The 25,421-nt window shown below is 63.1% G+C and carries 24 protein-coding genes and 2 tRNA genes; 8 read left to right on the top strand and 18 right to left on the bottom strand.

Features of this window, described 5'->3' with window-relative positions; genetic code table 11:
• Positions 1-17 precede the first annotated feature (17 nt).
• The 9 genes from FEZ60_RS04415 to FEZ60_RS04375 form a co-directional block, all read right to left on the bottom strand.
• Positions 18-1,163, bottom strand: coding sequence for a metallophosphoesterase (locus FEZ60_RS04415; RefSeq protein WP_045067854.1), 1,146 nt, complete (start codon positions 1,161-1,163; stop codon positions 18-20).
• Entirely contained in the window at positions 1,163-2,824 is a 1,662-nt protein-coding gene (locus FEZ60_RS33055) for a VWA domain-containing protein (protein WP_045067853.1), read from the bottom strand. Before FEZ60_RS33055 ends, FEZ60_RS04415 begins: the two co-directional genes overlap by 1 nt.
• Before the next feature lie 131 nt (positions 2,825-2,955).
• Positions 2,956-5,139 (bottom strand): malate synthase G, encoded by a 2,184-nt coding sequence (locus FEZ60_RS04405; protein WP_172935583.1) that lies wholly within the window; start codon positions 5,137-5,139, stop codon positions 2,956-2,958.
• 106 nt (positions 5,140-5,245) lie between these two features.
• Positions 5,246-6,538 (bottom strand): saccharopine dehydrogenase NADP-binding domain-containing protein, encoded by a 1,293-nt coding sequence (locus FEZ60_RS04400; RefSeq protein ID WP_172935582.1) that lies wholly within the window; start codon positions 6,536-6,538, stop codon positions 5,246-5,248.
• Between the two features lie 44 nt (positions 6,539-6,582).
• Positions 6,583-6,996, bottom strand: a complete 414-nt coding sequence (locus FEZ60_RS04395; protein WP_033232182.1) for a universal stress protein — start codon at positions 6,994-6,996, stop codon at positions 6,583-6,585.
• Between the two features lie 144 nt (positions 6,997-7,140).
• Positions 7,141-8,583 (bottom strand): SDR family oxidoreductase, encoded by a 1,443-nt coding sequence (locus FEZ60_RS04390; protein ID WP_084702887.1) that lies wholly within the window; start codon positions 8,581-8,583, stop codon positions 7,141-7,143.
• A gap of 181 nt (positions 8,584-8,764) precedes the next feature.
• Positions 8,765-8,850: transfer RNA gene (locus FEZ60_RS04385), tRNA-Leu, on the bottom strand.
• A gap of 97 nt (positions 8,851-8,947) precedes the next feature.
• Complete coding sequence (locus tag FEZ60_RS04380) at positions 8,948-9,469, bottom strand: hypothetical protein (protein ID WP_072782541.1); 522 nt, start codon at positions 9,467-9,469, stop codon at positions 8,948-8,950.
• Between the two features lie 105 nt (positions 9,470-9,574).
• Positions 9,575-9,660: transfer RNA gene (locus tag FEZ60_RS04375), tRNA-Leu, on the bottom strand.
• A 117-nt stretch (positions 9,661-9,777) separates the two neighbouring features.
• Between FEZ60_RS04375 and FEZ60_RS04370 the strand changes: the two genes are divergently transcribed.
• Positions 9,778-11,130: a M20/M25/M40 family metallo-hydrolase gene (locus tag FEZ60_RS04370; RefSeq protein ID WP_045067849.1), complete on the top strand. Its 1,353-nt coding sequence runs from the start codon at positions 9,778-9,780 to the stop codon at positions 11,128-11,130.
• Positions 11,131-11,173: 43 nt separating this feature from the next.
• Positions 11,174-11,710: a YbhB/YbcL family Raf kinase inhibitor-like protein gene (locus tag FEZ60_RS04365; protein WP_045067848.1), complete on the top strand. Its 537-nt coding sequence runs from the start codon at positions 11,174-11,176 to the stop codon at positions 11,708-11,710.
• 51 nt (positions 11,711-11,761) lie between these two features.
• On the opposite strand, the gene FEZ60_RS04360 is transcribed toward FEZ60_RS04365, so the two are convergent.
• The 3 genes from FEZ60_RS04360 to FEZ60_RS04350 all read right to left on the bottom strand — a co-directional run bounded on the left by FEZ60_RS04360 (position 11,762) and on the right by FEZ60_RS04350 (position 14,174).
• On the bottom strand, positions 11,762-12,832 hold the full coding sequence (locus FEZ60_RS04360) for a quinone-dependent dihydroorotate dehydrogenase (protein ID WP_033231922.1): 1,071 nt from the start codon (positions 12,830-12,832) through the stop codon (positions 11,762-11,764).
• Between the two features lie 44 nt (positions 12,833-12,876).
• Positions 12,877-13,086: a DUF5703 family protein gene (locus FEZ60_RS04355; RefSeq protein ID WP_138873227.1), complete on the bottom strand. Its 210-nt coding sequence runs from the start codon at positions 13,084-13,086 to the stop codon at positions 12,877-12,879.
• Between the two features lie 62 nt (positions 13,087-13,148).
• Positions 13,149-14,174 carry a hypothetical protein gene (locus FEZ60_RS04350; RefSeq protein WP_172935581.1) on the bottom strand — a complete coding sequence of 342 codons (1,026 nt, stop codon included), beginning with the start codon at positions 14,172-14,174 and terminating at the stop codon, positions 13,149-13,151.
• Between the two features lie 187 nt (positions 14,175-14,361).
• Here FEZ60_RS04350 and FEZ60_RS04345 point away from each other — a divergent pair, with 187 nt between their 5' ends.
• Positions 14,362-14,763 carry a hypothetical protein gene (locus FEZ60_RS04345; RefSeq protein WP_033232184.1) on the top strand — a complete coding sequence of 134 codons (402 nt, stop codon included), beginning with the start codon at positions 14,362-14,364 and terminating at the stop codon, positions 14,761-14,763.
• On the opposite strand, the gene FEZ60_RS04340 is transcribed toward FEZ60_RS04345, so the two are convergent.
• The 5 genes from FEZ60_RS04340 to FEZ60_RS04320 all read right to left on the bottom strand — a co-directional run bounded on the left by FEZ60_RS04340 (position 14,744) and on the right by FEZ60_RS04320 (position 19,436).
• On the bottom strand, positions 14,744-15,637 hold the full coding sequence (locus tag FEZ60_RS04340) for a heme ABC transporter ATP-binding protein (RefSeq protein WP_172935580.1): 894 nt from the start codon (positions 15,635-15,637) through the stop codon (positions 14,744-14,746). The genes FEZ60_RS04345 and FEZ60_RS04340 overlap by 20 nt on opposite strands.
• Positions 15,634-16,719, bottom strand: coding sequence for an iron ABC transporter permease (locus FEZ60_RS04335; protein ID WP_033231925.1), 1,086 nt, complete (start codon positions 16,717-16,719; stop codon positions 15,634-15,636). Before FEZ60_RS04335 ends, FEZ60_RS04340 begins: the two co-directional genes overlap by 4 nt.
• Complete coding sequence (locus FEZ60_RS04330; RefSeq protein WP_116103398.1) at positions 16,716-17,726, bottom strand: ABC transporter substrate-binding protein; 1,011 nt, start codon at positions 17,724-17,726, stop codon at positions 16,716-16,718. Before FEZ60_RS04330 ends, FEZ60_RS04335 begins: the two co-directional genes overlap by 4 nt.
• Complete coding sequence (locus FEZ60_RS04325) at positions 17,723-18,406, bottom strand: biliverdin-producing heme oxygenase (RefSeq protein WP_033231927.1); 684 nt, start codon at positions 18,404-18,406, stop codon at positions 17,723-17,725. The genes FEZ60_RS04330 and FEZ60_RS04325 overlap by 4 nt, the downstream gene beginning before the upstream one ends.
• A gap of 94 nt (positions 18,407-18,500) precedes the next feature.
• Complete coding sequence (locus tag FEZ60_RS04320; RefSeq protein ID WP_033231928.1) at positions 18,501-19,436, bottom strand: aldo/keto reductase; 936 nt, start codon at positions 19,434-19,436, stop codon at positions 18,501-18,503.
• 242 nt (positions 19,437-19,678) lie between these two features.
• On the opposite strand from FEZ60_RS04320, the gene FEZ60_RS04315 reads away from it, so the two are divergent.
• Genes FEZ60_RS04315 through FEZ60_RS04300 form a run of 4 tightly spaced genes read left to right on the top strand, consistent with a single transcriptional unit; the run spans position 19,679 to position 22,742 of the window.
• Positions 19,679-20,524 carry an undecaprenyl-diphosphate phosphatase gene (locus FEZ60_RS04315; protein ID WP_080711626.1) on the top strand — a complete coding sequence of 282 codons (846 nt, stop codon included), beginning with the start codon at positions 19,679-19,681 and terminating at the stop codon, positions 20,522-20,524.
• Between the two features lie 58 nt (positions 20,525-20,582).
• Positions 20,583-21,278 carry a histidine phosphatase family protein gene (locus FEZ60_RS04310; protein ID WP_033231929.1) on the top strand — a complete coding sequence of 232 codons (696 nt, stop codon included), beginning with the start codon at positions 20,583-20,585 and terminating at the stop codon, positions 21,276-21,278.
• Between the two features lie 54 nt (positions 21,279-21,332).
• A complete protein-coding gene (locus tag FEZ60_RS04305) occupies positions 21,333-21,932 on the top strand; it encodes a DUF3090 domain-containing protein (RefSeq protein ID WP_033231930.1) in 600 nt (199 codons plus the stop codon).
• A 3-nt stretch (positions 21,933-21,935) separates the two neighbouring features.
• The gene (locus FEZ60_RS04300) at positions 21,936-22,742 is read left to right on the top strand and encodes an SCO1664 family protein (RefSeq protein ID WP_033231931.1); all 807 of its coding nucleotides are present in this window, start codon (positions 21,936-21,938) and stop codon (positions 22,740-22,742) included.
• An 11-nt stretch (positions 22,743-22,753) separates the two neighbouring features.
• On the opposite strand, the gene FEZ60_RS04295 is transcribed toward FEZ60_RS04300, so the two are convergent.
• The gene (locus FEZ60_RS04295; RefSeq protein WP_033231932.1) at positions 22,754-23,197 is read right to left on the bottom strand and encodes a MarR family transcriptional regulator; all 444 of its coding nucleotides are present in this window, start codon (positions 23,195-23,197) and stop codon (positions 22,754-22,756) included.
• Between the two features lie 87 nt (positions 23,198-23,284).
• On the opposite strand from FEZ60_RS04295, the gene FEZ60_RS04290 reads away from it, so the two are divergent.
• Positions 23,285-25,414 (top strand): MMPL family transporter, encoded by a 2,130-nt coding sequence (locus FEZ60_RS04290; RefSeq protein WP_172935579.1) that lies wholly within the window; start codon positions 23,285-23,287, stop codon positions 25,412-25,414.
• Positions 25,415-25,421: the final 7 nt, after the last annotated feature.

The following is a 25,421-nucleotide window of genomic DNA, read 5'->3' as shown; positions in this document are numbered from 1 at the left end:
GTGCCCGCCGGAGACCATCAGTTCTCGCGAACGAGTTCGAGGACGGTGATCTCCGGCGGCGCGCCGACGCGCACCGGCGGACCCCACGCTCCGGCGCCGCGCGTTGTGTACAGAACGGTATTGCCGATCGTGTCCAGGCCCTGCACCGAAGGTTGTTGCAGCGGGACGAGATAGCGCAGCGGCCACATCTGTCCGCCGTGCGTGTGCCCGGACAGTTGCAGATCGATGCCCATCTCCGACGCTTCGAGCGCTTGGCGGGGTTCGTGGGCGAGCAGCAACGCAAACGTGTTCGGATCGTGCCCGTTCAGTGCTGCTGTCAGATCCGGCTCGTACGGGGCCGGTGACGTGTAGTCGTGGATACCCACGATGTCGATGGTGTCGCCGCCACGCTCGATCGACGCTCGGCTGTTACGAAGCGTGGTGATCCCCAAGGTTTCCCACACGTCGAGCCACTTGCCGCCGTCGTCGGCGTAGAACTCGTGATTGCCACTGACCCCGAAGATCCCGTCCGGCGCATGAAGATCGGCGAGCGGCCCAAGATCGGGAGCAACCTTCGCGACTGTGCCGTCCACGAGGTCACCGCCGATCGCAATCAGATCGACATTCTGCGAGTTCACGATCTCGACCACCTTGCGGGTGAAGTCGACTCCGCGGGCCGGGCCAACATGCAAGTCGGTGATCAAGGCAATCCGGTAGCCGTTGAAGCCTTCGGGCAGGCGGGCCAACGGCACCCGAATCCGGGAGACCTTCGGGTTCGACGCCTCGTACACCCCGTATGCGGCAGTGCCCAACGCCGCAACCGTGACTGCAGCGGTTGCCAACTGCAAAGTACGACGCTTCGCCGGATCCACCTCAGGTTCCTCACGGCGTCTACGCACCAGACGATTGACCCCGGCGCACACTCCGATGATCAGCAGCCCCGGAATCAGATACAACCACGAAGCCAACCAGACCCACCCGAGAAACCCGACCGGGCGGGCCCACGACGTGGCGAAGACCTCGCCGCTGCCCATGCCGATGAGCGTCAGAACGGCCAACAGCACCAATGCGGTGTCGGTGATGCGGGCCCACCGCGTCGGCATGCCGGTTGCCCGGACCAGCCTGCGGTGTAGAAACCAGGTGAGAAGCGCGAGAACAACGGCAAATACTGCGATCCGCGCCATCAGGACAGCAGTTCCGCGACTGCAGCCGACATCGCGGCGGAGTCATCCGGGTTCACGCGAATCAATGTTCCACCAGTTCTGTCGGAGACATCTTGCAGCGTGGCGGCATCGCCACTGGAACCGATAACCAGAATGTCGACCCGCACCGGGCGAGCTGGATCGGTTGCCGAAGCGATGGCGCTGAGGAGTTCGGCGCGTGTCATCGTCGACTCGTCGGTGGCAGCAGAGGTGACCAGCAGAACGGAGTTGGTTCGATCGGCGTCGTATCCGGTTGCCGCGTCTTTGTACGCTGCGGCCAGCGCGGGGTACTTCGATGATTTTCCTTCAGCGCTGAGACTGCTCACAGCGGCGGTGAGTTTGGTTCGTTGATCAGCATCGAGGGGTGCGCCGGGAACGATTACACGCTCCGCTGCCGCGGCGTCGGAACCGGGGAACGCGTGCACCGCGACGTCGGAGGCGTCCGGGCTGCGGACCAACTGAGACTCGATCGCCGCACCGGCTGCGGACAAGTTGGCGCTCATCGACGTCGAGGTATCCAGCAGGATGGTTGCGCTGCGAACGGAAACAGGGTTGGCGACAACAGCGTTCAGAGCAGTGGCAGTTTCCGCCGATGCGGGCGTCAGGGTTGAGGTGATCTGCGCGGGTTCGAGTGCACCCAGATCTGGGACACTCTTACCCTCGACGCGGAATCCGGCGTCGACGAAGATCTGGGACTGCTCCGCATCGCGCATGAACTCGGAGAACTGTGCGGCGGCGCGTGCGGCGGTTTCGTCGATTCCGCCGCCCGCGACGATCACCGCCGGATAGTCCGCGAGCGGAGTTGCGCCGCTCGGGGAAAATGCCGTCATGTCAGCGTTGGCCGACTGGGCGATCGACTGTTCGATGGCCGGGACGGCGGTGACAGTGGCAGGGGCGCCGCTGGTGAGGGCGGCTAATGCGTCGGCGGTTGTGGCGGGCGGCGCCGGGAGGGATTGAAACTGTGACGCCAGAGCGCTCAATGCCGATGTGACTTGGCTGGACTGAGCCTGTTCGAGGGTGACCGGTCCGGAACCCGCGCCGGCCACGGCCGCGGCAATTGCCTGCGTTGCCATGACGGTCTGCGGGCTGCCAACCGGAAGTGCGAGTGTTGTGTCACCGAGGGACTGCCATCCCGCGTTCGCGGACTCCAGCGAAGTTGCTGTCTCCGGCGCAACCGCCAGCACAACCGGCGAGTTCGCGATGGACCGTGGCTCTCCGTTGATCACGGCTTTACCGGACAGTGGGGCGAGTTCGAAAGAACTGGTCGGAATCCACAGATTTGGGCGCGGTCCGAGCGCGGCGGAATCCCATTCGGCGGCTGCTGCCAGGGCATTTGCGATTAATGGCGATGGAACCGCATTGATTGCAGTGGTGATGCAATGATCTCGGATCACCGGTGAAGTGTCGGTGAATCGCTTGGCCAACTGCTCGACCTGTGGGGCAATCGACGGATCAACCGTGATGTCGAGCGTCCGGTTGCCCTCGACGCACGTCCCCGCTGCTTGCTGACCTTGATCGTCGATGCGATTACCGAGGGCCTTCCACCCGAAGAATCCGGCCACGATCAGGACGACCGCCACGACAACAAGGATCGGCCCCTTACTGATACCTCTGGCGCCTGACCCGCCGCGATGTTCGCCCACGTACGCTGCCCTACCTTGCTCACTCGACGATCTCTGCCGAGAGCCAGTCTAGTGACGAATCTTCGGGGCCAACGCGAACAGCCTCGACACCGGGAGCGGCGTCGAGGCTGTTCGAGTTGAGCGAGGTGAAATCAGGCGTTGGCGGCCTTGTACTCGCGGCGGCGGCGATGCAGGATCGGCTCCGTGTATCCGCTGGGCTGCTTCGCACCTTCGAGGATCAGTTCCTTCGCGGCCTGGAAGGCGATGTTGGAATCGAAATCAGGTGCCATGTTCCGGTATTCCGCGTCGCCCTCGTTCTGGCGGTCGACAACCGGTGCCATGCGCTCGAGTGCGCTCACGACATCGGTCTCGCTGACGATGCCGTGACGCAGCCAGTTGGCGAGCAGCTGGCTCGAGATGCGTAGCGTTGCGCGGTCCTCCATGAGGGCGACATCGTGGATGTCGGGAACCTTGGAGCAGCCGACGCCCGCGTCGATCCACCGGACGACGTAGCCGAGGATGGACTGGCAGTTGTTGTCGAGTTCTTCCTTCTTCTCCGCGTCCGTCCAGTCGGTGCTGGGGGCGAGCGGAATGGTCAGGATGTCGTCGACGCTCGCGCGCGGCTTACCCTTCAGGCCGTCCTGAACCGCGAACACGTCGACGCGGTGGTAGTGCGTCGCGTGCAGGGTGGCGCCGGTGGGCGAAGGCACCCAGGCGGTGTTGGCGCCGGCCTTGGGGTGGCCGATCTTCTGCTCGAGCATGTCCGCCATCAGTTCGGTCATGGCCCACATGCCCTTGCCGATCTGAGCCTTGCCCTGCAGACCGCAGGCCAGGCCGGTGTCGACGTTCCAGTCCTCGTACGCGCCGATCCACTTCTGCTTCTTCATCTCGGCCTTGCGCACCATCGCGCCGGCTTCCATGGAGGTGTGGATCTCGTCGCCGGTGCGGTCGAGGAAGCCGGTGTTGATGAAGACAACGCGGTCGACGGCTTCCTTGATGCAGGCTGCAAGGTTGACCGTCGTACGACGCTCTTCGTCCATGATGCCGACCTTGAGCGTGTTCTCCGGCAGGCCGAGGACCTGCTCGACACGGCCGAACAGTTCGGTGGTGAAGGCAACTTCCTCGGGACCGTGCTGCTTGGGCTTGACGATGTAGATCGAGCCGGTGCGGCTGTTGTCCAGTGGGCCGTTGGCGTCGCTGATCGACAAGCCGTGGACAGCACAGGCGCTGGTGATCAACGCGTCGAGAATGCCCTCGGGAACCTCGTTGCCGTCGGCGTCGAGGATCGCCGGGTTGGTCATGAGGTGACCGACGTTGCGGACGAACAGGAGTGAACGACCGTGCAGGCTGAGTTCGCTGCCGTCGACGGCCGTGTACTTACGGTCGCCGTTGAGCGTGCGGGTGAAGGACTTGGCGCCCTTCTTGATCTCCTCGGACAGGTCGCCGCGGTTCAGGCCCAACCAGTTGCGGTAACCGACGACCTTGTCGTCGGCGTCGACAGCGGCGACCGAATCCTCGAAGTCCATGATCGTGGTGACCGCGGATTCGAGAACGACGTCCTTGACGCCGGCCGCGTCGGTGCTGCCGATCGGGGAGGACGCGTCGATCTGGATCTCGGCGTGCAGTCCGTTGTTGCGCAGCAGAATGCTGGTGGGCGCGTCCTTCTCACCGAGGTAGCCGACAAACTTCTCCGGCTGGGCGAGCGTGGTGACAGTGCCGTCCGCGAGGGTGACCTTGACGTCAGTGCCGTCGATCGCGTACTTCACGCTATCGGCGTGCGATCCCGACGCGAGAGGTGCTGCCGCGTCGAGGAACTCACGAGCCCACGCGATGACCTTGTCGCCGCGGACCTTGTTGTAGCCCGAACCCTTCTCGGCGCCGTTCTCCTCGGAGATGGCGTTGGTGCCGTAGAGCGCGTCGTACAACGAACCCCAGCGAGCATTGGAGGCGTTGAGCGCGAAGCGGGCATTGAGGATCGGGACGACCAACTGCGGGCCCGCGGTTGAGGTGATCTCGGTGTCGACGTTGGTGGTCGTCACGGAGAACTCGGCGGGTGTGGGCAGGAGATATCCGATTTCCTGCAGGAACGCCTTGTATGCGGCGGCGTCGATGGGAGCGCCGGCCTGGTTGCGATGCCACTGATCGATCTGCGCCTGCAGATCGTCGCGCTTGGCAAGCAGGGCGCGGTTCTTCGGCGCGAGCTCGGTGATGACCTTGTCAGCGCCGGCCCAGAAGGTCTCGGCATCTACGCCGGTGCCTGGCAGAGCCTCCTCGACCACGAAGTCGTAGAGAACCTTGGCAACCTGCAGACTGCCGACCTGAACGCGCTCAGTCATGAATAGCCTCACTTTTCCGAAATCGGAGCACCACGACGGGTGCCATGAACCACAATCAATGTTACTCGTGAGTATCCCGCAGGTGGACAGAGCCTCGATGGATACATCACAACCGGCCTGCGGAGATCTCGAAACCGCTACGACGCAGACGTTCGACCAGGACATCCCCCAAGGCTGTGGCCGGGGTGAGGACGCCTGCAGCGTTGGGTAATGCTGCGTTATCGGGCAATTCTGCGTTACTGACAGCAAGACTCAGCGCTGATTCGCCGAGCATCACTGCGGTAGCACTATATCCCGGGTCGCCTTTGGCCCGGACACGCGAGGTGTAGCGCGCGCCCGTGGTGGTCACCGTGAATACGTCAAGGGTGAAGTGGCCTTTGCTCTGGGTGTCCTCGCTTGGCCCCTCGCCCGGGGACGGCAGAACCTTGTCGAGGAGGAAGCGCGTCGGCGGCAGTGCGAGGCCTGCGATCAAGGCGCCGAGTCCCACGGCAACGCCGCCGGCGATCACCGGTGAGACCACCGACGAACCGACGTTCATCACCTCTGTGTACTTGAACTTTCGGCCGTAGGCCCACTCGCGAAGGGCATTGCTGCGTCGCACGACTCGGGTGTTGTAGGACGCCATGAAGAAGGGCGCCTTCCAGCCGTGCAGCGACGGATCGATCTTTCGGCCGTCGACCACCGTGGCGTCACTCTGCTTGCCCAGATCGGGTTCGCTGGCGCGATCGGGGCTCAGCGAGTACGGCGAGGCCGCGAGTTTCCGCAACCGTGCATCGTGTTTCGACACGTCGATCTGCGTGCGGAGTGAATCGATGGTCCCGCCGCTGACGCCGCCGCGCAGTGACGTGACCACCAGCGTGGTGTCCGTCAACTCCCCGGCGCCGTCCGCTTCGATCAGCTTGTGAAGAACATGGACCCCAAGATCGGAAGGGACGGAATCGAAGCCGCACGAATGGACGATGCGGGCACCTGTCGACACGGCAAGTTCGTGATTGGCGTCGATGCTCTCGCGGTGGAAGAGAACCTCACCGGTGAGGTCGACGTAATGGGTTCCCGCGGCGGCGCATTCGTGAACCAACTGATGGCCGTACTTGGCATACGGACCGACCGTCGTAGCTACGACGCGCGTTCGTTCGGCAAGCGCCTTCAAGGCGGTCGAATCATCGGCGTCGGCGACAACGAGGGGGAGTTCGGCTGCCGCAGCACCCAATCCGGCCCGCACGGCGGTCAGCTTCTCGAGGGAACGCCCGCCGAGGCCGATCTTCGTTCCGGCGGGTGCATGCTGAACGAGGTATTCGGCAAGGAGTTTGCCGACGAAGCCGGTAGCTCCGTAGACGATGATGTCGAGTTCGCGCTCGGGTCGACTGTCGATATTGCGGTCACTCACGGGTCCGGTCATGTAGTCAGCCTACAAATGCGGGACCCGAATGCGTGTGAGTGAGCTCACTCCGCAGGTAGTGGTTCCTTCACGACGAGGATCGGAACCTCGACTTCGAGCAGTAGCCGCTGCAGCGGGCGCTCGAGTAGGAACTTGCCGATCGGGGACATACGACGCGTTCCCACGATCAACAGATCGGCTTCGACGGCATCGACCAACTCGACCAGCGCGGTCACCGGATCGCCGTCGTGTTCTGTGGTGCGGAGCTCCCACGGAGTCTGCGCGAATCCTCCGGCGTCCAGTGCCGATTGGATCTCGCCGCGCAAAGCCGCGCTGTCTTCGTCAGTGTCCGGGACATTGACGTCGTCGAGTACGTGCAGCACGACAAGTTGCTCACGCCGATTCACAGATTCTCGTGCTCCGTGGACAATTGCCGCGCGGCCCTCCGGGCTGTCCTTGTGTACGACGGCAATCGTCATGGTTCCTCCGAGGCAGTGGGCAGTGTCGGGGTCCATTATCGCGCGGTATCGCCGGGCACTACCTCAAATGCGGTACTCGACACGGCGTATACGGGGTGTCGAGATCGCCACATCGAGACGGTGAGGTGTGTGCGGTCACCTCTCTCACCAGGGTGAGGGCTTGTAGTCCTTGAGGAAGCAGCCATGGATGTCGACGCCCAGTTCGCCCTGAACGATGGGGTCGTAGACGCGGGCGGCGCCGTCGACAAGGTCGAGCGGAGCGTGGAAACCCTCGTCGGCGAGGCGCATCTTGGTGAAGTGGGGGCGCTCGTCGGTGATCCACCCGGTGTCGACGGCAGTCATGAGGATGCCGTCCTCGAGCATTTCCTTGGAGCTGGTGCGAGTGAGCATGTTCAGTGCTGCTTTCGCCATGTTGGTGTGCGGGTGACCAGGACCCTTGTACGCGCGGCTGAACTGGCCTTCCATCGCGGAGACGTTCACGACGTACTTACGACGCGCTGCTGCTGCCGCCATCGACGGGCGCAGGCGCGAGACCAGAATGAACGGAGCAACCGAATTGCAGAGTTGCACTTCGAGAAGCTCGATCGGATCAACTTCCTCGACGGTCTGAACCCAGCTGTTGGTGTGTGCGAGGTCGGGGAGGAGTCCGCCGGCATCGATGGCGATGCCCTGCTCGATGCGATCGGGTGACGCGGATTTCGCGACCAGCGCGAGCGAGCTGACTGCGTCGGCGGAGAGATTTCCGGACGTGATGGCTGCGACGTCGGACAGTGAGCCTGCGAGCGCTGCGGGATGCGCGTCGCTGGTTTTGCCGAAGGTCACGACATCGGGGAGTTCGCCCGCCGGCAGTGCGCCGGATTCGGCGTCGACCAGAGCGCCGTACGCGCCGGGGGAGCGGCGCACGGTCTGGGCGGCGTTGTTGATCAGGATGTCGAGAGGGCCTTGTGCTGCAACGGAATCGGCAAGGGCGACTACCTGCGCAGGGTCGCGGAGGTCGATGCCGACGATGCGAAGGCGATGAATCCAGTCGGCGCTGTCTTCCATCGCTTTGAAGCGCCGGATCGCGTCGTTGGGGAATCGCGTGGTGATCGTCAGGTGGGCGCCGTCGCGCAGGAGGCGAAGCGCGATGTACATGCCGATCTTGGCGCGGCCACCGGTCAGGAGTGCGCGGCGTCCGGTCAGGTCTGTGCTGGCGTCACGCTTGGCGCGGGAAGTTGCGGCGCAGTCCGGGCACAACTGGTGATAGAACGCGTCGACCTGGGTGTAGCGCTGCTTGCAGATGTAGCAGGGACGCGCCTTGATAAGGGTGCCGGCGATTGCCCCGGCAGTGTTGGACGTGATGGGGATGCCGGCGGTTTCGTCGTCGATTCGGTCCGGTGATCCCGTCGCCGTTGCGGCGACGACACTGCGGTCGGCTTCGTTGACCGCCGCACGCGAGGCGAGGCGACGCTTCTTCTTGAGTCGTTTGAACAGATGGCCGACGGCACGCTGCATGATGATCGAGTCGGGATGCTCGTCGTCGAGTTCGGCTGCTTCGCGCAGAACCTTCAAGCAGATTTCGAGTTCTGCGGGGTCGAGTCCGGCCAGTTCTGCTCCCGCAGATTCTGTATCCGTTACGTCGAACTGCCGTGTGTCTGTATCCACGTGAACTTCTGTTCCATCTCGATCGCCGCTCGCGCGGTCTGTTCCCGGTGTGGGAACTTGGCCTTTTACGAGAAAAGCTCCGGTTCAATGAACCGGAGCTTTTCCTGTCTGTCTCAACACAGAGTGTCCGAGGGGGGACTTGAACCCCCACGTCCGTTAATAGGACACTAGCACCTCAAGCTAGCGCGTCTGCCATTCCGCCACTCGGACTCGGCCCCGATTTCTCGGTGCTGGGAAAGAGTATCCGATGCTGTCCCGCTCTCCCAAATCGCGTCGGCGATGTGGACGTTTGTCCTGTTCAGGCGTGTCAGCTGCCGCTGCCGAATGGTCCCGGATTCGGAGCGACGGGGTAGGCCGCGACGTCCATGATCACCGAACCGTCGCAGGGCCCGCCGTAGATGTCGGTGCGCCACGAACCGACCAGGGTGCCGTCTGGCTGCGGCGTGTAATAGGCCAAGGAATGAGCCGGCGCCATCACTTTGGGTACACCCTCACCCTGATAGCAGTCCCATTCCCAGTCGTACGGATGAACCCAACTGGTGCCGTCCCACGTGTATTGCGCAGGCTGAGGCAAAGTCGGATTAGCCGGCGCCGGCCCGGCGATCACGGTGGCGACACAGGGTTCGGCGGAGCAATCGGTTTCGAAAGTGTAGATATCGGAGAAGTCCGGTTCCCACTGACTCGCCGCGAGACTGGTGCCCGTTTTCGAGGCTGCGAACCGCTTGACCGAGTAGTCACCGTCCCAGGTCTGCGTAGCGGCTCCCGCCGGCATTGCCGTGACAATCACGGACGTACCGAGCAACGCTGCGACCAGCAGTGATTTGCGCATAAACGAGTCAAGCACACGGAATGTCCGGATTTCCGGCATTCGGTACATAGTGAACAAAAAATGACCCCAGCTTCATCAGCTGGAGTCATTGGTTGTTTATTCGAGTGTCCGAGGGGGGACTTGAACCCCCACGTCCGTTAATAGGACACTAGCACCTCAAGCTAGCGCGTCTGCCATTCCGCCACTCGGACTCGGCCCCGATTTCTCGGTGCTGGGAAAGAGTATCCGATTCGGTGAGGTTGCCCAAATCGCCAGGTCGGACCACGTCCATGCCGCCGCGGCGGGTGTTTCGGTGGTAGGAAAGTGACATGTCCTTATCGCCGAATAACTCAGGCCCTTCTCGCGCCGAAAGCGAAGTTGTCGAACTTGTCAGCTCACTGATCCGGTTCGACACATCCAATACGGGAGAACTCGAAACAACCAAGGGTGAACGGGCGTGCGCGGAATGGGTCGCCGCTCAACTTCAGGAAGTGGGATACGAGACCGAGTACGTCGAATCCGGCGCGCCCGGACGCGGCAATGTGTTTGCCCGGTTGAAAGGCGCCGAGTCCGGCCGTGGGGCTCTCATGCTGCACGGGCACTTGGACGTCGTCCCGGCCGAGCCCGCCGACTGGAGTGTTCACCCCTTCTCCGGCACCGTGCAGGACGGTTACATCTGGGGACGTGGCGCCGTCGACATGAAGGACATGGTCGGGATGATCCTGGCCCTGGCGCGGCAGTTCAAGGCAGAGGGAACAGTGCCGCCGCGTGATCTTGTGTTTGCCTTCGTCGCCGATGAAGAGGCAGGCGGCAAGTACGGCTGCCAGTGGCTTGTGGAGCACCGTCCGGATCTGTTCGAGGGCGTCACCGAAGCAGTCGGTGAAGTGGGCGGATTCTCGCTGACCGTTCCGCGTCCGGACGGAACCGACCGTCGGCTGTATGTCGTGGAGACCGCGGAAAAGGGACTTGGCTGGATGCGGCTCACCGCAAAAGGCCGAGCCGGACACGGCTCCTTCCTGCACGACGACAACGCCGTGGCAACGTTGGCCGGTGCGGTGGCCCGCCTGAGCGCGCATGAATTCCCGATCGTGATCTCCGATTCGGTCGCGGAGTTCCTGACCGCGGTCGGCGAGGAAACCGGGCTCGACTTCGACCCGACGTCACCGGACATCGACGGGACACTCGCGAAGCTGGGGAGCATCTCCAACATCATCGGTGCAACGTTCCGCGACACCGCCAATCCGACCATGCTCAAAGCCGGTTACAAGGCGAATGTCATTCCTCAGACAGCCGAGGCTGTCTTCGACTGCCGTGTGCTTCCCGGCCGTCAAGCCGAGTTCGAGCGCACCGTCGACGCCCTTATCGGACCCGACGTCACCCGAGAGTGGATCACGAAACTCGACTCGTACGAGACAACGTTCGACGGTCATCTTGTCGACGCGATGAACGACGCAATCCTGGCCCATGACCCAGGCGCGCGCACTGTGCCGTACATGCTCTCCGCGGGCACCGACGCAAAGGCCTTCGCGAAGCTCGGGATTCGGTGCTTCGGGTTTGCGCCGCTGCAGTTGCCGCCGGAACTCGATTTCACCGCGCTGTTCCACGGCGTCGACGAGCGGGTGCCGGTGGACGCACTACTGTTCGGAACACGCGTGCTGGAACATTTTCTCCGCAATTCCTGAACGCGTGGACAGTCACCGAGTACAAGAAACAGAGAGGATTCGCATGGCTTACGATCCGTACGAACCATTGCCGAAGCTCCCGAGCTTCGAGCTGACCAGTGAAGACATCACGGCCGGTGAGCCGCTGAAACTTGCGCAGGCGAGTGGCGCTTTCGGCGTCCCCGGCGGGCAGGACATCTCGCCGCAGCTCTCCTGGTCGGGTTTCCCCGCTGAGACGAAGAGCTTTGTGGTCACCGTGTTCGATCCGGATGCTCCGACGGCGTCGGGATTCTGGCATTGGGCCGTAGCGAACATTCCCGCTTCGGTCACCGAACTGCCTGCCGGTATCGGCAGTGCGGACAGCACTGACCTTCCCGCGGGAACCGTGACTCTGCGCCACGACGGCGGCGGATTCGGCTTCATCGGTGCAGGCCCGCCTCCCGGGCACGGCCCGCATCGCTACATCGTCGCGGTACACGCGCTCGACGTGGACAAGCTCGACGGAGTCACGGCTGATTCCTCGCCGGCATTCCTCGGGTTCAACGTGTTCCAGCACGCAATTGCGCGGGCAACGCTGACCGGGACGTTCGAGGTCGCATAACGCACTGTGCGCCTTTGTTAACCGCCCGCGGTTACCAAAGGCGCACAGCGTTCAGCGGGGGTTTTCCGCCCCGACGGCCTGGCTGATCGACGAGAAACCAGCCGCGCGAACACGCTTCGCGATTCCCTTGTGAATGCTGCGCGCCCAGAACGGGCCGCCGTAGATGAAGCCGGTGTAGCCCTGCACCAAGGTTGCACCTGCAAGAATCCGCTCCCACGCCTGATCAGCTGTTTCGATACCGCCGACAGAGATGATGGTGAGCTTGTCGCCAACCCGCGCGTACAGCCGGCGAAGTACCTCGAGTGAACGGTCTGCGACGGGAGCGCCCGAGAGTCCACCGGCGCCGATCGCGGCTACCTCCGCGTCCGGGGTTTTCAAACCGTCACGGCGAATTGTGGTGTTCGTGGCCACGATGCCGGCCAACCCGAGTTCGATAGCCAGGTCGGCGACGGCGTCGACGTCCTCGTCGGACAGATCAGGCGCAATCTTCACCAGCACCGGGATATGGACCGTATCGAGCACGGCCTGCAGGAGCGGGCGCAGCGACTCGACGGCTTGCAGGTCACGCAACCCGGGGGTGTTCGGTGAGCTGACATTGACGACCATGAAATCGGCGAGCGGCCCGAGCAATTGGGCGCTGGCGGTGTAGTCGGCGGGCGCGTCCGCGGCGTCGACGATCTTGGTCTTGCCGATGTTCGCGCCGATCGGCACAGTGACTCGGCGCTGACGGAGGAAGTTCGCGGCATGTCCGGCGCCGTGATTGTTGAATCCCATCCGGTTGATCAGTGCACGGTCGGCAGGCAGGCGGAACAGTCGTGGCTGCGGATTGCCGGGCTGAGCCTGAGCGGTGACGGTGCCGATTTCAGCGAATCCGAAACCGAGCGGACCCCAGGCGTCGACGCCGGTTGCATCCTTGTCGAAGCCCGCGGCCAAACCGAGTGGGGCGGGAAATGTCAGTCCGAATGCCTGACTACGTAGTACCGGATCGTCGAGAACAAGAACCTTCGCCACGAGCCACCGGATCGGTGCAAACCGAGTCACCAGTTTCATCGCGGTGAAGGCCAGGTGGTGGATGCGCTCCGGGGGTAGCCGAAACATCAGGCTCAAGAGCAGTTGGTACACGATTCTCCTGCTTGTCTGGTGAGATCTTCGATGAAACGGGCGGCTCAGTGAGCAATGCCGTCCGGGTTGTCCACGTGCAATGGTGTCTTCTTGCGCCGCAGAAGGACCCGACGGCTGCCGTCGGGATAGAGCCGCACCTGCGAGAGTTCCCAACCGCCGAACTCCGCGGAAATGGCCAGGCGCATAGATGCCGTCACTCGTGAGACGTGGGGCGGTAGTTGCAGCGGCAGATAGTCGAACACATCGTCGGACATGTCCCACTGTGGTGACGGAGTGCGTCGCAGATGTGGCGATCCACCGTTGTGCCGCTGCATCGTCAGCCGTTCCGAGTGGGGATGACCTGCACGCCGTCCCCGGTTGCGGAACCGACGACGAGAGTTCCGGTGCTCGAATCGACCGCGAGAGAGTTGGGCTGACGAACGGTGTTGAATCGGTTCGTTTCGACCGGAATGCCCGACGAGAGGTCGAGTCCGACAACTTCGTTGGTCCCGGTCAAGCTCACCCACACACGATCGGCGGTCTCGTCGTATGCCACTGCGTACGGCGAATCGCCGACCGGGAATCGCTGGCGCAGGATGAGAGAATCGGCGGTGAAGACCAGCAGTTCGTCGCCGGTGGTGTCGGTGACGAGAATGCGACCGAAATGGTCGGTCACGAGGTGCGTCGCACCTTCTCCGGCGCGCAGTGCTGCGCCGAGTCGGTCTTCGTCGAGGTTGATGTCCGTCAGTGAGGTCTGACGATGATCGAGGGCGCTCAGGTTGTCGCCCGTGACGGCCAGTTCGTCGACCGATGCAAGGCCTGAAATAGTTTGTGACTTATCAGAACTCGGATCGACAACGTGAACTGTGCCTCGCTCGGTTCCGATCGCGATGCGGCCGTCGGGCAACTCGACAGCGGAGTTGGCCGGGTCGGGGGAGTCGAAGGACGTCTGTTCGCCGGACGTCAGATTCAGCTTCACAACCTGATTGTCCATGGACAGCAGTGCGTTTCCGTCGGACGCGATCGACACGTCCCGGATGTTGCCGTCGATGCTGATGTCGCGGCCGGCCGCAGCCGCGCCCACGGACTCGACGTCGTCGGCCGCGACGATCCGAACGGCGGGCGGATCCTGCGATACGAGAAGTACGTTGCGCGTAACCGGATCAAATGTGATGGAATCGATCCGACCCGAATACGGATGAACGACGCCGTCCAGAGAACTTGTCGTGGCAGGCGATACGACGGCGGTGGCCGGATCAATTGTCTGGAGCTTGGTGCCGTCGCTTTCGGAAGAACATCCTGTCACCAGCATCAACGCCGCCCCCATCGCTGCTGTGGTGGTGCGGAGCCCAATGCGAGTCATGGTGTTGAATCCTCGTTTTCTACTCGAGACGGTGTTTCAGCGGAACGCGCCTGCACTCGATCATCCCTGATCGCTGCGAATCGGTTTTCATTGCATCGAAGTGCAACGGTCATTCCGTCTGCTGTTCGCACGCGATACCGTACAAATACGGATTTCCGCCCACGCGGTAATCCTCGAGGAGATCACTGTGATTCCTGTCGAACCCACCGAATCCGCTGCGGAACGACCTGGCGGATCTTTCGGCGATTTCGAGATCGAAGATATTTCGGTAGGACCCTATGCCCACGGTTTCGGCAGGTCAGAGGGGAGAACTTTTGCGTTTCGGGTCCGCAAGAGTGTGCTGTACGTCGAGGTGTATCGCGATTATTGCGAGCGCACCGTGCCGAGTTCTGACGACGTAATTGCCACGGCTAATCGTTCGGTGACGGATATCGACCTGACCGATGAACGCAGCATTTCTGCTGTGGTGCGAGACGCAGTACATTCCGCCGAGTCGGATTCGTCACATTCTCCGGCTCGTGGTTCCGGTGTGACCACGTTGCGCGGAGTGCTCGATCGGCTCGGTTCGATCATCGATTCCGTTCGTTGACGCCGGCTTGCTGACGTTGCGTGCTGCGGGAATCGCGCCGCGGTATCACCAGCGTCGCGCCGCTCCGTGGGTGGGCGAACACTTCGACGGGATAGCCGTAGACGCGGGTGAGTAGATCCTCACGTAGAACCGACGCGGGTGGACCGTCGGCGGCAATGCGGCCGTTCTCGAGGACGACTATCCGGTCCGCGTAGGCGGCGGCCAACGCCAGATCGTGGAGAACGACAACGACGGCGTCACCGTCGGCCGCGCGGCTGCGTGCAACGGACATGACGGCTTCCTGATGCCCGAGATCAAGTGCGGCCGTAGGCTCGTCGAGGAGAACAGTCGACGTTTCCTGCGCCAGAACGCGGGCGAGTGCAACCCTCGCCTGTTCGCCGCCGGACAGCGCCGCAAACGGCCGATGGGCAAACGCTTCGACGTCACAGGTTTTCATTGCCGCCGCGATGGCGTCGCCGTCGCGTTCCTCGCGGGCGGTGCCGGCCCACGGCGCCCTGCCCATCGTGACAACCTGCGCAGCGGTGAACGAGAAGCCAATGGTGTGTTTCTGGGGGAGTACGGCGCGTCGCCTGGCCATGTCCAAGGGTGTCCAGTGATTCAGGTCGGTTCCATCGACGTCGACGCGGCCGGCGACGACGGGCTGATCGCCCGACAGTGCCGCGAGGAGCGTCGACTTGCCTGCGCCGTTCGGGCCCACGAGAACAACGACCTCGCCGGCGCGAACGTCGACGCTGACGCCTTCGAGGATGTTCCTGCCACCGCGCTCGACGGTGATGTCCCGCGCTTGCAGCGTGATGTCACCGCTCTGCGGACTCGACGGTTCGGGTGACGTTCGTCCGAACAGTTCGCGCCAGTTCCGGGCGATGCTGCTCATGCCCACCCACCTTGCTGTGAACGGGTGCGTCGGAGGAGCCAGAAGAAGAAGGGTCCGCCGACCAGTGCCGTGAGCATGCCGAGCGGAAGGTCGGCGTTGTCGATCAGGGACCGGGATCCGAGGTCGGCAAGTAGGAGAACCAACGCGCCGGTCAGTGCGCTTGCCGGGATGAGCGCGCGGTGACCTGGACCGACGACGATGCGCATGAGGTGGGGGACAACCAGTCCGACAAACAGGATGATGCCGGTGAAGGCAACGCTCGCCGACACCAGTAGGGCGACGATCAAGACCGCCAGCTGCCGCAGCCGTTCGACGTTGACGCCCAGGTGCCTGGCGGCATGTTCGCCGAGGGCGAGGAGATCGAGACGCGATGCGATCGCCATAGTCGCGGCGATTCCGACAACGGTCATCGGTGCGACCACCAAGACCGAATTCCATGTGGCGCCGTTGAGGCTGCCTAGTTGCCAGAACACGATCTGATCGCGTGCCGACGGGCTGGCGATGAAGGTGAAGAAGGCGATGAGTCCGCCGGCAAACGCGTTGACCGCCACACCGGTCAGGACCAGGGTGACCACTTCGGTCCGGCCTTCGTGGCGCGCGAACAGGTAGACGATTGCCGTGGTCAGGAGTCCGCAGACAAACGCTGCGGCTGCAATGGCCCAGCCTGCGACGAAATTGCCGCCGACCACGATGACCGCGCTGGCGCCTACCGCTGCGCCGGAGGACACGCCGATCACACCTGGTTCGGCCAGTGGATTGGCAAAGACGCCTTGAAGCAGGGCGCCGGAACATCCGAGAGCTGCGCCGACGCAAATAGCCAGAACGACGCGAGGGAAGCGCACTTCCCAGAGCGTGACTTCACCGCTGGGGTGGGCGGGCATCGGGCCGATGTCCAGACCGATGCGGTGCATGATGCTGCCGAGTACCTCGAGCGGCGAGGTCGGCACCTGACCGATACACGCGGAGAGCACGGCGACGATAACCAAAGCGACTGTGAGCCCGATCAACACCCCGCTCACCCGTGAGCGCGATGTCGGTCGTGGTGCCGATTTCTCGACTGCTTTATCTGTTTCTGTACTCACGAATCAGCGGGTCCGTAGATTGCTTCGGCGAGCGATTGCATCACTCGCCCGGTGTTGGGGCCGAAGCTGAGCAGCACGCCGTCTTCCATGTCGACGACCCGCTGGTTCTTTCCGGCCGGGGTCTGGGCGATGCCCGGGATCTTCTCGAGACCGTCGATCCCGCCGATGGACGCGAGACCGTCGGTCATCATCAAGAACGCGTCGGGCGCTGCCGCGATGAGTGCTTCGCTGGTGATGGGAGCAAATTTCTGCGTGATGCCCGACGCTGTTCCGGCGTCGACGGCGCCGAGTGCTTCGATGAGTGAATCGGCTCCGGATCCGTCACCGCCGATCATGGTGATCGCCGATCCGCGGAGGTAGAGGAACGCGATCTTCAGGGGATCTCTGTCATCGGGGACCAGGTCGCGCGCAGCGGCGATTTCGCCTTCGGTCCGGTTGACCAAGGCCTTGCCCTGTTCCGGTACACCGAGGGCGTCGGCGACTGCCTGGATTTGTGCCGGGACACCTTCGAGGGTGCGGGTGGGATCGAAGAAGACGACCGGAATCCCGGCTGCCCGCAGTTGGTCCTGCACACTCTGTGGGCCGATGCTGGTATCGGTGAGAACGACGGTCGGGTTGAGATCGAGGATCGCTTCGGCGCTGAGCGACGAACCACCTACGGTCACTACCGGTACGTCTTCGACAGCCGGGAACTTGGCGGACGTGTCACGCCCGACCAGGTTGTCCCCGAGTCCGAGTGCGACCGTGGTTGCGGCAAAGGTTCCGTACCTGTCGGCAGCGATGATTCGACTGTTGTCCGTGATCGTGACGGGGACGCCGTCGAAGCCGGTGACTGTGGTGGGCAACGCGGCGACCGGATTTTCACTTACCGGTGTGGGGCTGGAATCCTCGAGTACCGCCGTGCGGGCCTGCGTCGAGCCGTCCCCGTCGTTTTCCGCCGACCCACATGCGACCAATCCGAAACCGGCAACCGCAACCAGTGCGGCAGCGGCCCACCGCTTGCTCATTTGACGAGGTAGCTCTCGATGTTGCCCTCGAGGTCGGCAAACAGATCACCGTTGAGGCGGTAGGCCAGGTTGACCTCGTCGATGAACTTCTGCTGGTCTTCGGGAGAAATCGAGAGCGCGTCGAGATTTGCGCGGTACGTGTCCTTGAACGGCTTGGGCTTGGGGATGCCGTCGAAGATGTAGAAACGCAGGCCGTCGGTCTCGAAACCGTACGCACGCTCGAGCATGCGGCGGATGATCTGGCCGCCGGACAGGTCGCCCATGTACCGGAGGTAGTGGTGCGCGACGAAGTCGGCCGGCGAGTCGAAGGCAACTTCCTGCAAACGCGCCACGTAACGCTGCGTTGCCGGCAGGGCCTCCAGGCTCTCACGCCAGTTCGGTCCGCTCAGGAACTCGAGATCGGCTTCGAGCGCCGCGACGCGGAGAAGATCGTCGGAGAGGAACGGGTTGACCAGCGCGTTGTCCGCGTGTGCACGGCCGGCTTCTTCGAGGCTTGTGTAGACCAGGTACGTCTGTCCCAGTAGCGCCGCGTATCCGGCGGTGGTCAGTTCGCCGCCGAGGAGAGCGCCGACAAACCGTGACTGCTCGGTTTCGCGGTGCGCTGCATCGGTCTCCGCCTTGATGCGTTCGGAGAAGGCCGACGCGTCGGCGGGACTGTGGTCTACGTCAAGCGTGGTCATAGGTTCTCCTCTAGCTAAGGAACGTGTTATCTACTAGGTTAGCCTGCCCTCGCTAAATGGGTAATTCGGGTATTTCGTCGAGTGAGACCGCAAGTTACGCGCTCACGTCGTCGAGTGCAGCAGCGATCGCCGCAGGCAACTCCAACTCCTCGGCTACCAGTACACCCGTCAATTGCGCGAGATCCCGAGTACCGACGACGGCGCTGGCAACTCCGGGGCGATCGCGAGCCCAGGCGAGAGCAACAGCCAACGGTGAGGTACCCAGACCGTCGGCGGCTGTAACGACGGCGTCGACAACCCGGACCGACGAATCCGTGAGGTAGCTCTGCACGTGGTGGGAATGAGCGTCGTCGGCGCCGCGGGAATCGACGGGAATCCCGCCGCGGTATTTACCGGTGAGGACACCGCCGGCGAGGGGGACAGCGGCAAAGACTCCGACGCCGTGGTGTGATGCGGCAGCAAACAATTCCTCTTCGACGCCTCGCGCCAAAAGGGAGTACTCCGCCTGAGTGGCGGTGAGAGATGTTGTGCCACAGGCGCCGACGGCCGTAGCCAACTGCCACCCGAGGTAGCCGCGCACGCCGACATAGCGCACTTTGCCGCTCGAGACCGCGTAGTCGAGAGTTGCAGCGACCTCGTCGACCGGGGTCAGCGGATCCCAAGTCGCGACTTGCCACATGTCGAGGTAGTCGGTGCCGAGTTCGCGCAGTGTGGCGTCCAATTGGCGGAGCAGGCCTCGCCGCGAGCAGTCGACGCGATCCGTGCCGATCGGGTTGGGATGGATCCCCGCGCTCGAGCTGACGATCAGTTCGTCGCGGGGGACGACGTCGTCGAGAAGTTCGGAGAGGAGTCGTTGAGCCGCGCCGTCACCGTACGCGGGGGAGCTGTCCACCAGGGTTCCGCCGGCTTCCGCAAATGCCAGAAGTTGTGCGGCGGCCTCGTCCCCGTCGGTGTCGCGTCCCCAGGTGAGCGTGCCGAGTCCAAGTCGCGACACCCGAAGTCCGCTCGTTCCGACTGATCTGTGTTTCATCAATGCCGTCCATCTCACGCCCGACCCGGGAGCGTACGTCGCACCCGGGAGTTCTCACCACGTGCAGACTAGTGGTCACCCGACCGAACTCGGGGGATTCGGGCATCAGCGTGCCGGGCGCGGCACGTCTGGCGGTGCACCGGTAGCGTGACGCCAGTGAAAAGTGAACTCGCCCCACGAAACTGTTGTGTAGTAATCCCATTCGAATCAGTGCAGTTCGCATCAGTCCGGGCGGTTCTCTGATGGGTGAGGCGATGACATGGCTACAGGCCATGGTCCTGGGGCTCGTGCAGGGATTGACCGAATTTCTTCCCGTCTCGTCGTCGGGGCATCTGCGCATCGTCTCGGAGATCTTCTTCGGAAGTGATGCCGGTGCGTCCTTCACCGCGGTGACTCAGCTCGGCACCGAACTCGCGGTCCTGATCTATTTTGCGCGCGATATCGTGAGGATCATCACCGCGTGGTTCCGAGGGTTGTTCCACGCCGAGCATCGCGGCGACCTCGACTACCGGATGGGCTGGTACGTCATCATCGGCACGCTGCCCGTCGGTATTCTCGGGTTCCTGTTCAAGGACCAAATCCGTACCGGCGCACGAAATCTGTGGCTGATCGCCACAATGCTGATCGTGTTTGCGCTCGTGATCGCCGCCGCCGAGTACTACGGACGTAAGTCCCGACCCATCGAGTCCCTCACAGCGCGTGACGGCATCATCATGGGTTCGGCGCAGGCGCTCGCCCTCATCCCCGGAGTGTCGCGTTCTGGTGGAACCATCAGCGCCGGTCTGTTTCTCGGACTGACACGTGAGGCCGCCGCACGCTATTCGTTCCTGCTGGCGATCCCGGCGGTGCTGGCGTCGGGACTGTTCAGCCTTCCCGATGCCTTCGAACCTGCGGGTGAGGGACTGAACGCCAGTGGCCCCCAGCTGTTCGTCGCGACGGTGATCGCGTTTGCGGTCGGCTATGCGGCCATCGCGTGGTTGCTCAAGTTTGTGGTCAATCACTCGATGTACTGGTTTGTCGGCTACAGAATCGCTCTCGGCGTAGTCGTCCTTGCGTTGCTGGCCACAGGGGTTGTGTCCGCGACATAACGCCGGTTTCGACGTCGACCGCCCGCCGCGCTCTGCGCCGCCCCATTAGGGTTATGGCATGACAGTTGTCCTTCTGCGGCACGGGCGGTCGACGTCCAACACGGCCCACACACTTGCCGGTCGCACGCCGGGCGTCGAACTCGACGATCACGGCCGGAAACAGGCAGCGGCCGTCGTAGACAGGTTGGTGGGTCTCGACATTGCCGAGATCGTGCGGTCTCCGCTGCTGCGATGTGAGCAGACGGTGGGTCCCATCGCTGCGGACCGTGGATTGACTCCCGTTGTCGAGGAACGCCTCGTCGAGGTGGACTACGGGCAGTGGACGGGCCGCCCCCTCAAGGATTTGCTCGAGGAACCGCTGTGGAAAGTTGTGCAGCGGCACGCGTCGGGTGCCGTCTTCCCCGATGGTGAAGGGCTGGCGCAAGTGCAAGCGCGGGCCGTTGCCGCGATTCGTGAACACGACAGAAGGCTTGCCGAGGAGCACGGCAAAGACGTCGTGTGGATTGCCTGTACACACGGCGACGTCATCAAATCCGTACTGGCGGACGCGTACGCGATGCATCTCGATTCGTTCCAGCGCATCGTTGCCGAACCGGCGTCGATGAGTGTGATCCGATATTCCGCGACCTCGCCCTTCGTGCTGCGGGTCAACGACACCGGAGATGCGCTGGCGGCGATCGGTCAGGCCAAGGCGTCGACCAATGGCTCCGCTCCCGAACAGGAATCCGTGCCTGGCGGCGAGGTCGGAGTGTGATCGTGACGGATAATGGGTACCCAGGGAAGTTCCGCTCGAATTCGAGGAGGTGCAATGTCGCGCGCGATTCACGTATTTCGCACCCCTGACCGATTTGTCGCAGGGACCGTGGGAGAACCCGGTGACAGGTCTTTTTATCTCCAAGCCGTGCACGAGGCGCGAGTAGTGAGCGTGCTGCTCGAAAAGCAGCAGGTTCAGGTACTGGCAGACCGGATGGGTCTACTCCTCGAAGAGGTACATCGCCGTTTCGGCACCGAGGTTCCGCCGGAAGCCGGTGATATCACCGACCTCAGTCCGCTTGTTACTCCGTTGGATGCCGAATTCCGGGTCGGGACGATGGGTTTGGGCTGGGATGCAGATGCCGGCGCCGTTGTGGTGGAACTTCTTGCAGTGAGCGAAACCGAGTTCGACGAGTCGGTCGTGCTCGACGATTCGGACGACGGACCCGACGCGGTCCGCGTGTTCTTGACTCCGGAGCAGGCGCGCGAATTCTCACTGCGATCCGAGCGAGTGATTGCCGCCGGCCGTGCGCCATGTCCGCTGTGCGGCGAACCCCTCGCTCCGGACGGACATATCTGTGTCCGGACCAACGGATATCGCCGCGGTGATTCGTTCGGGTTCGCGATCGACGACGCCGACACCGACGAGGACTGAGCGGTGTCGAGCTCGCCTGGCCCTGATGTCCAGCTCGAAGGTGAGCTGACGGTGATCGGTCAGATCACCACTGCCAGCAACGCAACTTTGGTCTGCGACGCTGTTCTCGGCGACGAGTCGATGCGGGTCGTCTACAAGCCGGTGCGCGGCGAGCGCCCGTTGTGGGACTTCCCGGACGGCACCTTGGCGGGGCGCGAAGTGGCGTCGTATCGGGTGTCGGAGGCGCTGGGGTGGGGTGTCATCCCGCGAACAGTGTTGCGCGACGGACCTTTTGGGCCAGGAATGGTGCAGAAATGGATCGACACCGTCGACCGCCACGCTGACGTGCTCGGTACGCCGGACATCGTCGATCTCTGCAGCCCGGACAATGTCCCGTCAGGATGGTTCGAGGTTCTTCAGGCGTTCGATTCTGCGGGGGAACCGGTTTCGCTCATTCACGCCGATGATCCGCGGCTTCAGCGGATGGCAGTGCTCGATGTCCTCATCAACAACGCGGATCGCAAGGGTGGTCATGCACTCGAAGGGATCGACGGCTCCGTCTACGGCGTGGATCACGGAATCTGCATGCACACGGACAACAAACTACGCACTGTCCTGTGGGGATGGGCAGGCCAACAAGTTCCCGGGCCCTTGATCGCGGATGTCGCGGAATTTGCGGCAACTGTCGACGGCAGTTTCGGTGATGAACTGTCGGAACTGGTTACCGACGACGAAATTGCGGCGCTGGCGCAGCGGGCGCGTGAGCTGACGTTGTCAGCAGTCATGCCTGTGCCGAACGGGCATCGAACGATCCCGTGGCCGGCTTTCTAGTTTTCGTTGTACTAGTTTTCGTTGTACTTGGGATTGAGTTCCGGTGACCGAACCAGCCGTAGTAGCTGTTCGCGCAATGCCGACACATCTCCGGCGCCGAAGGCCAGAGCGGCTTCGTCCTTTTCGAGTTCGAGTAGGCGTTCATAGGTCGCTTGCCCGGACGCCGTGATGGCTATGAGGCGTCGTCGTTCGTCGCGCGGATCGGTATCCCGGGTGACGTAGCCGGCACGCTCGAGGCGATCGACGGTCCGACTCATGGTCTGGTCGGTTACCCGAGCCTTCTTGGCGATGTCTCGCTGCGACGCGGGGGACATGGCGATGGAATGTAAGACGATAAGTCCGGCGTGCGTCATGTCCTGGCTGCGTAGGACCTGCTCCCACGAGTGTTCGACGAGGCGCGCCGCAGTCGACAGCAAGCGGCCTGTCGGCCAGTTTTCGAGCCCATCCTCGGTCACGCTCCTGCCTTCCGTTTGCAATTGTTCAGCTTGCTGAACAAAATAGGGGACCATCACGCATCAGCCAAACCGAACTCTGGAGAAACCGTGAGCACACCCACGAGTACGCGTCGTCGCCTGAGATGGATTGTGCCAGCTCTGCTGGTAATCGGCTGGTTGGCTATCGGCGGCTTCGGTGGACCGTTTGCCGGAAAACTGAGCACAGTGCAGCAGAACGACAACACGTCCTTCCTGCCCGCATCGGCGGAAGCGACCGAGGTCGGCAAGCTCCAGGAAGGTTTCACCGACACACGATTTGTTCCGGCGATCATCGTCGCAGAACGTTCGGGTGGGCTGCAGGGCGGCGACAGTGCCTTCCTGACGGACACGGTCGCAGAGTTTGTCGGAACCGAAGGATTCGGTGACGCGAGCTCGCCCGCGATTCCGTCGGCGGACGGTCAGGCGTTGCAGCTGTTCCTCCCGATCGACAGCACAGTCGAGGTCAAGACCTCGGTGAAGGAACTGCGTGCCGCGCTCGAATCCGCGCCGGAGGGAATGACCGTCCTGGTGACCGGTCCGGCCGGTCAGGTCGCCGACTTGTCCGCCGCTTTTGCGGGCATCGACGGTCTCTTGTTGCTGGTGGCCGGATCAGTGGTGATTCTGATCTTGATCGTGGTGTATCGCAGTCCCATCCTGCCGTTCGTGGTTATTTTCTCGGCGGTCTTTGCGCTCGGCTTGTCGAGTCTGTTGGTGTACGCGCTGGCCGACGCCGACGTCATCGCGTTGAACGGTCAGAGCCAGGGCATTTTGTTCATCCTGGTGTTCGGCGCCGCGACAGACTATGCGCTGCTTCTGGTCTCACGCTATCGCGAGGAACTGCGCATCGAGCAGGACAAATACTCGGCGATGCGGGTGGCGTGGCGTGCCACGCTGGAACCCGTCGCAGCGTCAGCCGGTACCGTGATCGCGGGCGTTCTGTGCCTGCTGTTGTCGGATCTGAACTCGAACCGCGGATTGGGACCCGTCGCGGCCATCGGTATCGCCGCATCGTTCCTCGCATCGATGACGTTCCTGCCTGCCATTCTCGTATTGTTCGGCCGTACCGCGTACTGGCCGACCAAGCCGAAATTCGACGCCGACGTCGCCCACCACGACGAGGCAGACGATCACCGTTTCTGGGCCGGACTTGCCGCTCGCATCGGGCGGCATCCGCGTCGTTTCTGGGTGGCGTCGACGCTGGTGCTGGTGATCTTCGCGCTGATGATGCCGCAGTTCAAGGCCAGCGGAGTGGCGTCGTCTGACGTCTTTCTGCTCGAGGTCGACTCGGTTGCGGGTCAGGAGATTCTCGGCGAGCATTTCGACGCCGGATCAGGTTCCCCGGCGATTGTGATCGCTGATGCAGACCAGATGGATGCCGTTGTCGCGGCAAGCCGAGTCGACGGCGTCAGTGACGTCACTGTTGTTCAGAACGGGGGAGTGCCGCTTGTCGTCGACGGCCGTGTCTCGCTCGAGGCGACGCTGACCGATGCCGCTGATTCGATCGAGGCCGAAAACACGATTGTGCGACTACGTGATTCAGTCCACTCCGTCGAGGGGGCCAACGCCTTGGTCGGTGGTGTCACCGCTACGGATCTCGACACCAAGACCACGTCGACGCGCGACCGCACGCTGATCATCCCGGTGGTAGTGCTCGTGGTCTTCGCGATCCTCGCGCTGTTGCTTCGATCACTCCTTACGCCGCTGCTGCTCATGGGCACCGTAGTGCTCTCTTTTGCTGCGACACTGGGTATTTCGTCGCTCGTATTCGAGCATGTCTTCGGATTCCCCGGCGCAGATCCGGTGGTGCCGTTGTTCGCGTTCGTGTTCCTCGTCGCACTCGGGATCGATTACAACATCTTCCTGATGACCCGGGTTCGGGAGGAGGCACAGAAGATCGGTACACGGGCAGGCGCGCTCCGGGGACTGACCGTCACCGGCGGCGTCATCACCTCAGCCGGAGTTGTTCTGGCAGCAACCTTCTCGGCGTTGGCTGTGATTCCGCTGTTGTTCCTCGCGCAGATTGCCTTCATCGTTGCGTTCGGTGTGCTGCTCGACGCGTTGATTGTCCGATCACTGCTGGTCCCGGCGTTGACGTACGACATCGGGCAGAAGATCTGGTGGCCGAGCAAGCTGGCGTCCACGCCGGAACCGACACCGGATCAGCCAGCACCTTCCGAGCCCTCGACCAGTCTCCACTAGGCTCGCC

This window comes from Rhodococcus sp. MS16 (genome assembly GCF_013277795.1).
GTDB lineage: Bacteria > Actinomycetota > Actinomycetes > Mycobacteriales > Mycobacteriaceae > Rhodococcus_F > Rhodococcus_F globerula.
The sequence above is the reverse complement of the archived record's forward strand: the minus strand, read 5'-3'. Positions and strand labels throughout refer to the sequence as shown.

Bases quoted from the DNA above. Each gene is read 5' to 3' on its own strand.
- FEZ60_RS04350 (WP_172935581.1), bottom strand. From the start codon at position 14,174: ATGACTCGCATTGGGCTCCGCACCACCACAGCAGCGATGGGGGCGGCG.
- FEZ60_RS04380 (WP_072782541.1), bottom strand. From the start codon at position 9,469: ATGCGCAAATCACTGCTGGTCGCAGCGTTGCTCGGTACGTCCGTGATT.
- FEZ60_RS04320 (WP_033231928.1), bottom strand. From the start codon at position 19,436: ATGAAACACAGATCAGTCGGAACGAGCGGACTTCGGGTGTCGCGACTT.
- FEZ60_RS04355 (WP_138873227.1), bottom strand. From the start codon at position 13,086: ATGTCCGACGATGTGTTCGACTATCTGCCGCTGCAACTACCGCCCCAC.
- FEZ60_RS04365 (WP_045067848.1), top strand. From the start codon at position 11,174: ATGGCTTACGATCCGTACGAACCATTGCCGAAGCTCCCGAGCTTCGAG.
- FEZ60_RS04325 (WP_033231927.1), bottom strand. From the start codon at position 18,406: ATGACCACGCTTGACGTAGACCACAGTCCCGCCGACGCGTCGGCCTTC.
- FEZ60_RS04400 (WP_172935582.1), bottom strand. From the start codon at position 6,538: ATGACCGGACCCGTGAGTGACCGCAATATCGACAGTCGACCCGAGCGC.
- FEZ60_RS04305 (WP_033231930.1), top strand. From the start codon at position 21,333: ATGTCGCGCGCGATTCACGTATTTCGCACCCCTGACCGATTTGTCGCA.
- FEZ60_RS04395 (WP_033232182.1), bottom strand. From the start codon at position 6,996: ATGACGATTGCCGTCGTACACAAGGACAGCCCGGAGGGCCGCGCGGCA.
- FEZ60_RS04310 (WP_033231929.1), top strand. From the start codon at position 20,583: ATGACAGTTGTCCTTCTGCGGCACGGGCGGTCGACGTCCAACACGGCC.
- FEZ60_RS04315 (WP_080711626.1), top strand. From the start codon at position 19,679: ATGGGTGAGGCGATGACATGGCTACAGGCCATGGTCCTGGGGCTCGTG.
- FEZ60_RS04415 (WP_045067854.1), bottom strand. From the start codon at position 1,163: ATGGCGCGGATCGCAGTATTTGCCGTTGTTCTCGCGCTTCTCACCTGG.
- FEZ60_RS04370 (WP_045067849.1), top strand. From the start codon at position 9,778: ATGTCCTTATCGCCGAATAACTCAGGCCCTTCTCGCGCCGAAAGCGAA.
- FEZ60_RS04340 (WP_172935580.1), bottom strand. From the start codon at position 15,637: ATGAGCAGCATCGCCCGGAACTGGCGCGAACTGTTCGGACGAACGTCA.
- FEZ60_RS04330 (WP_116103398.1), bottom strand. From the start codon at position 17,726: ATGAGCAAGCGGTGGGCCGCTGCCGCACTGGTTGCGGTTGCCGGTTTC.
- FEZ60_RS04405 (WP_172935583.1), bottom strand. From the start codon at position 5,139: ATGACTGAGCGCGTTCAGGTCGGCAGTCTGCAGGTTGCCAAGGTTCTC.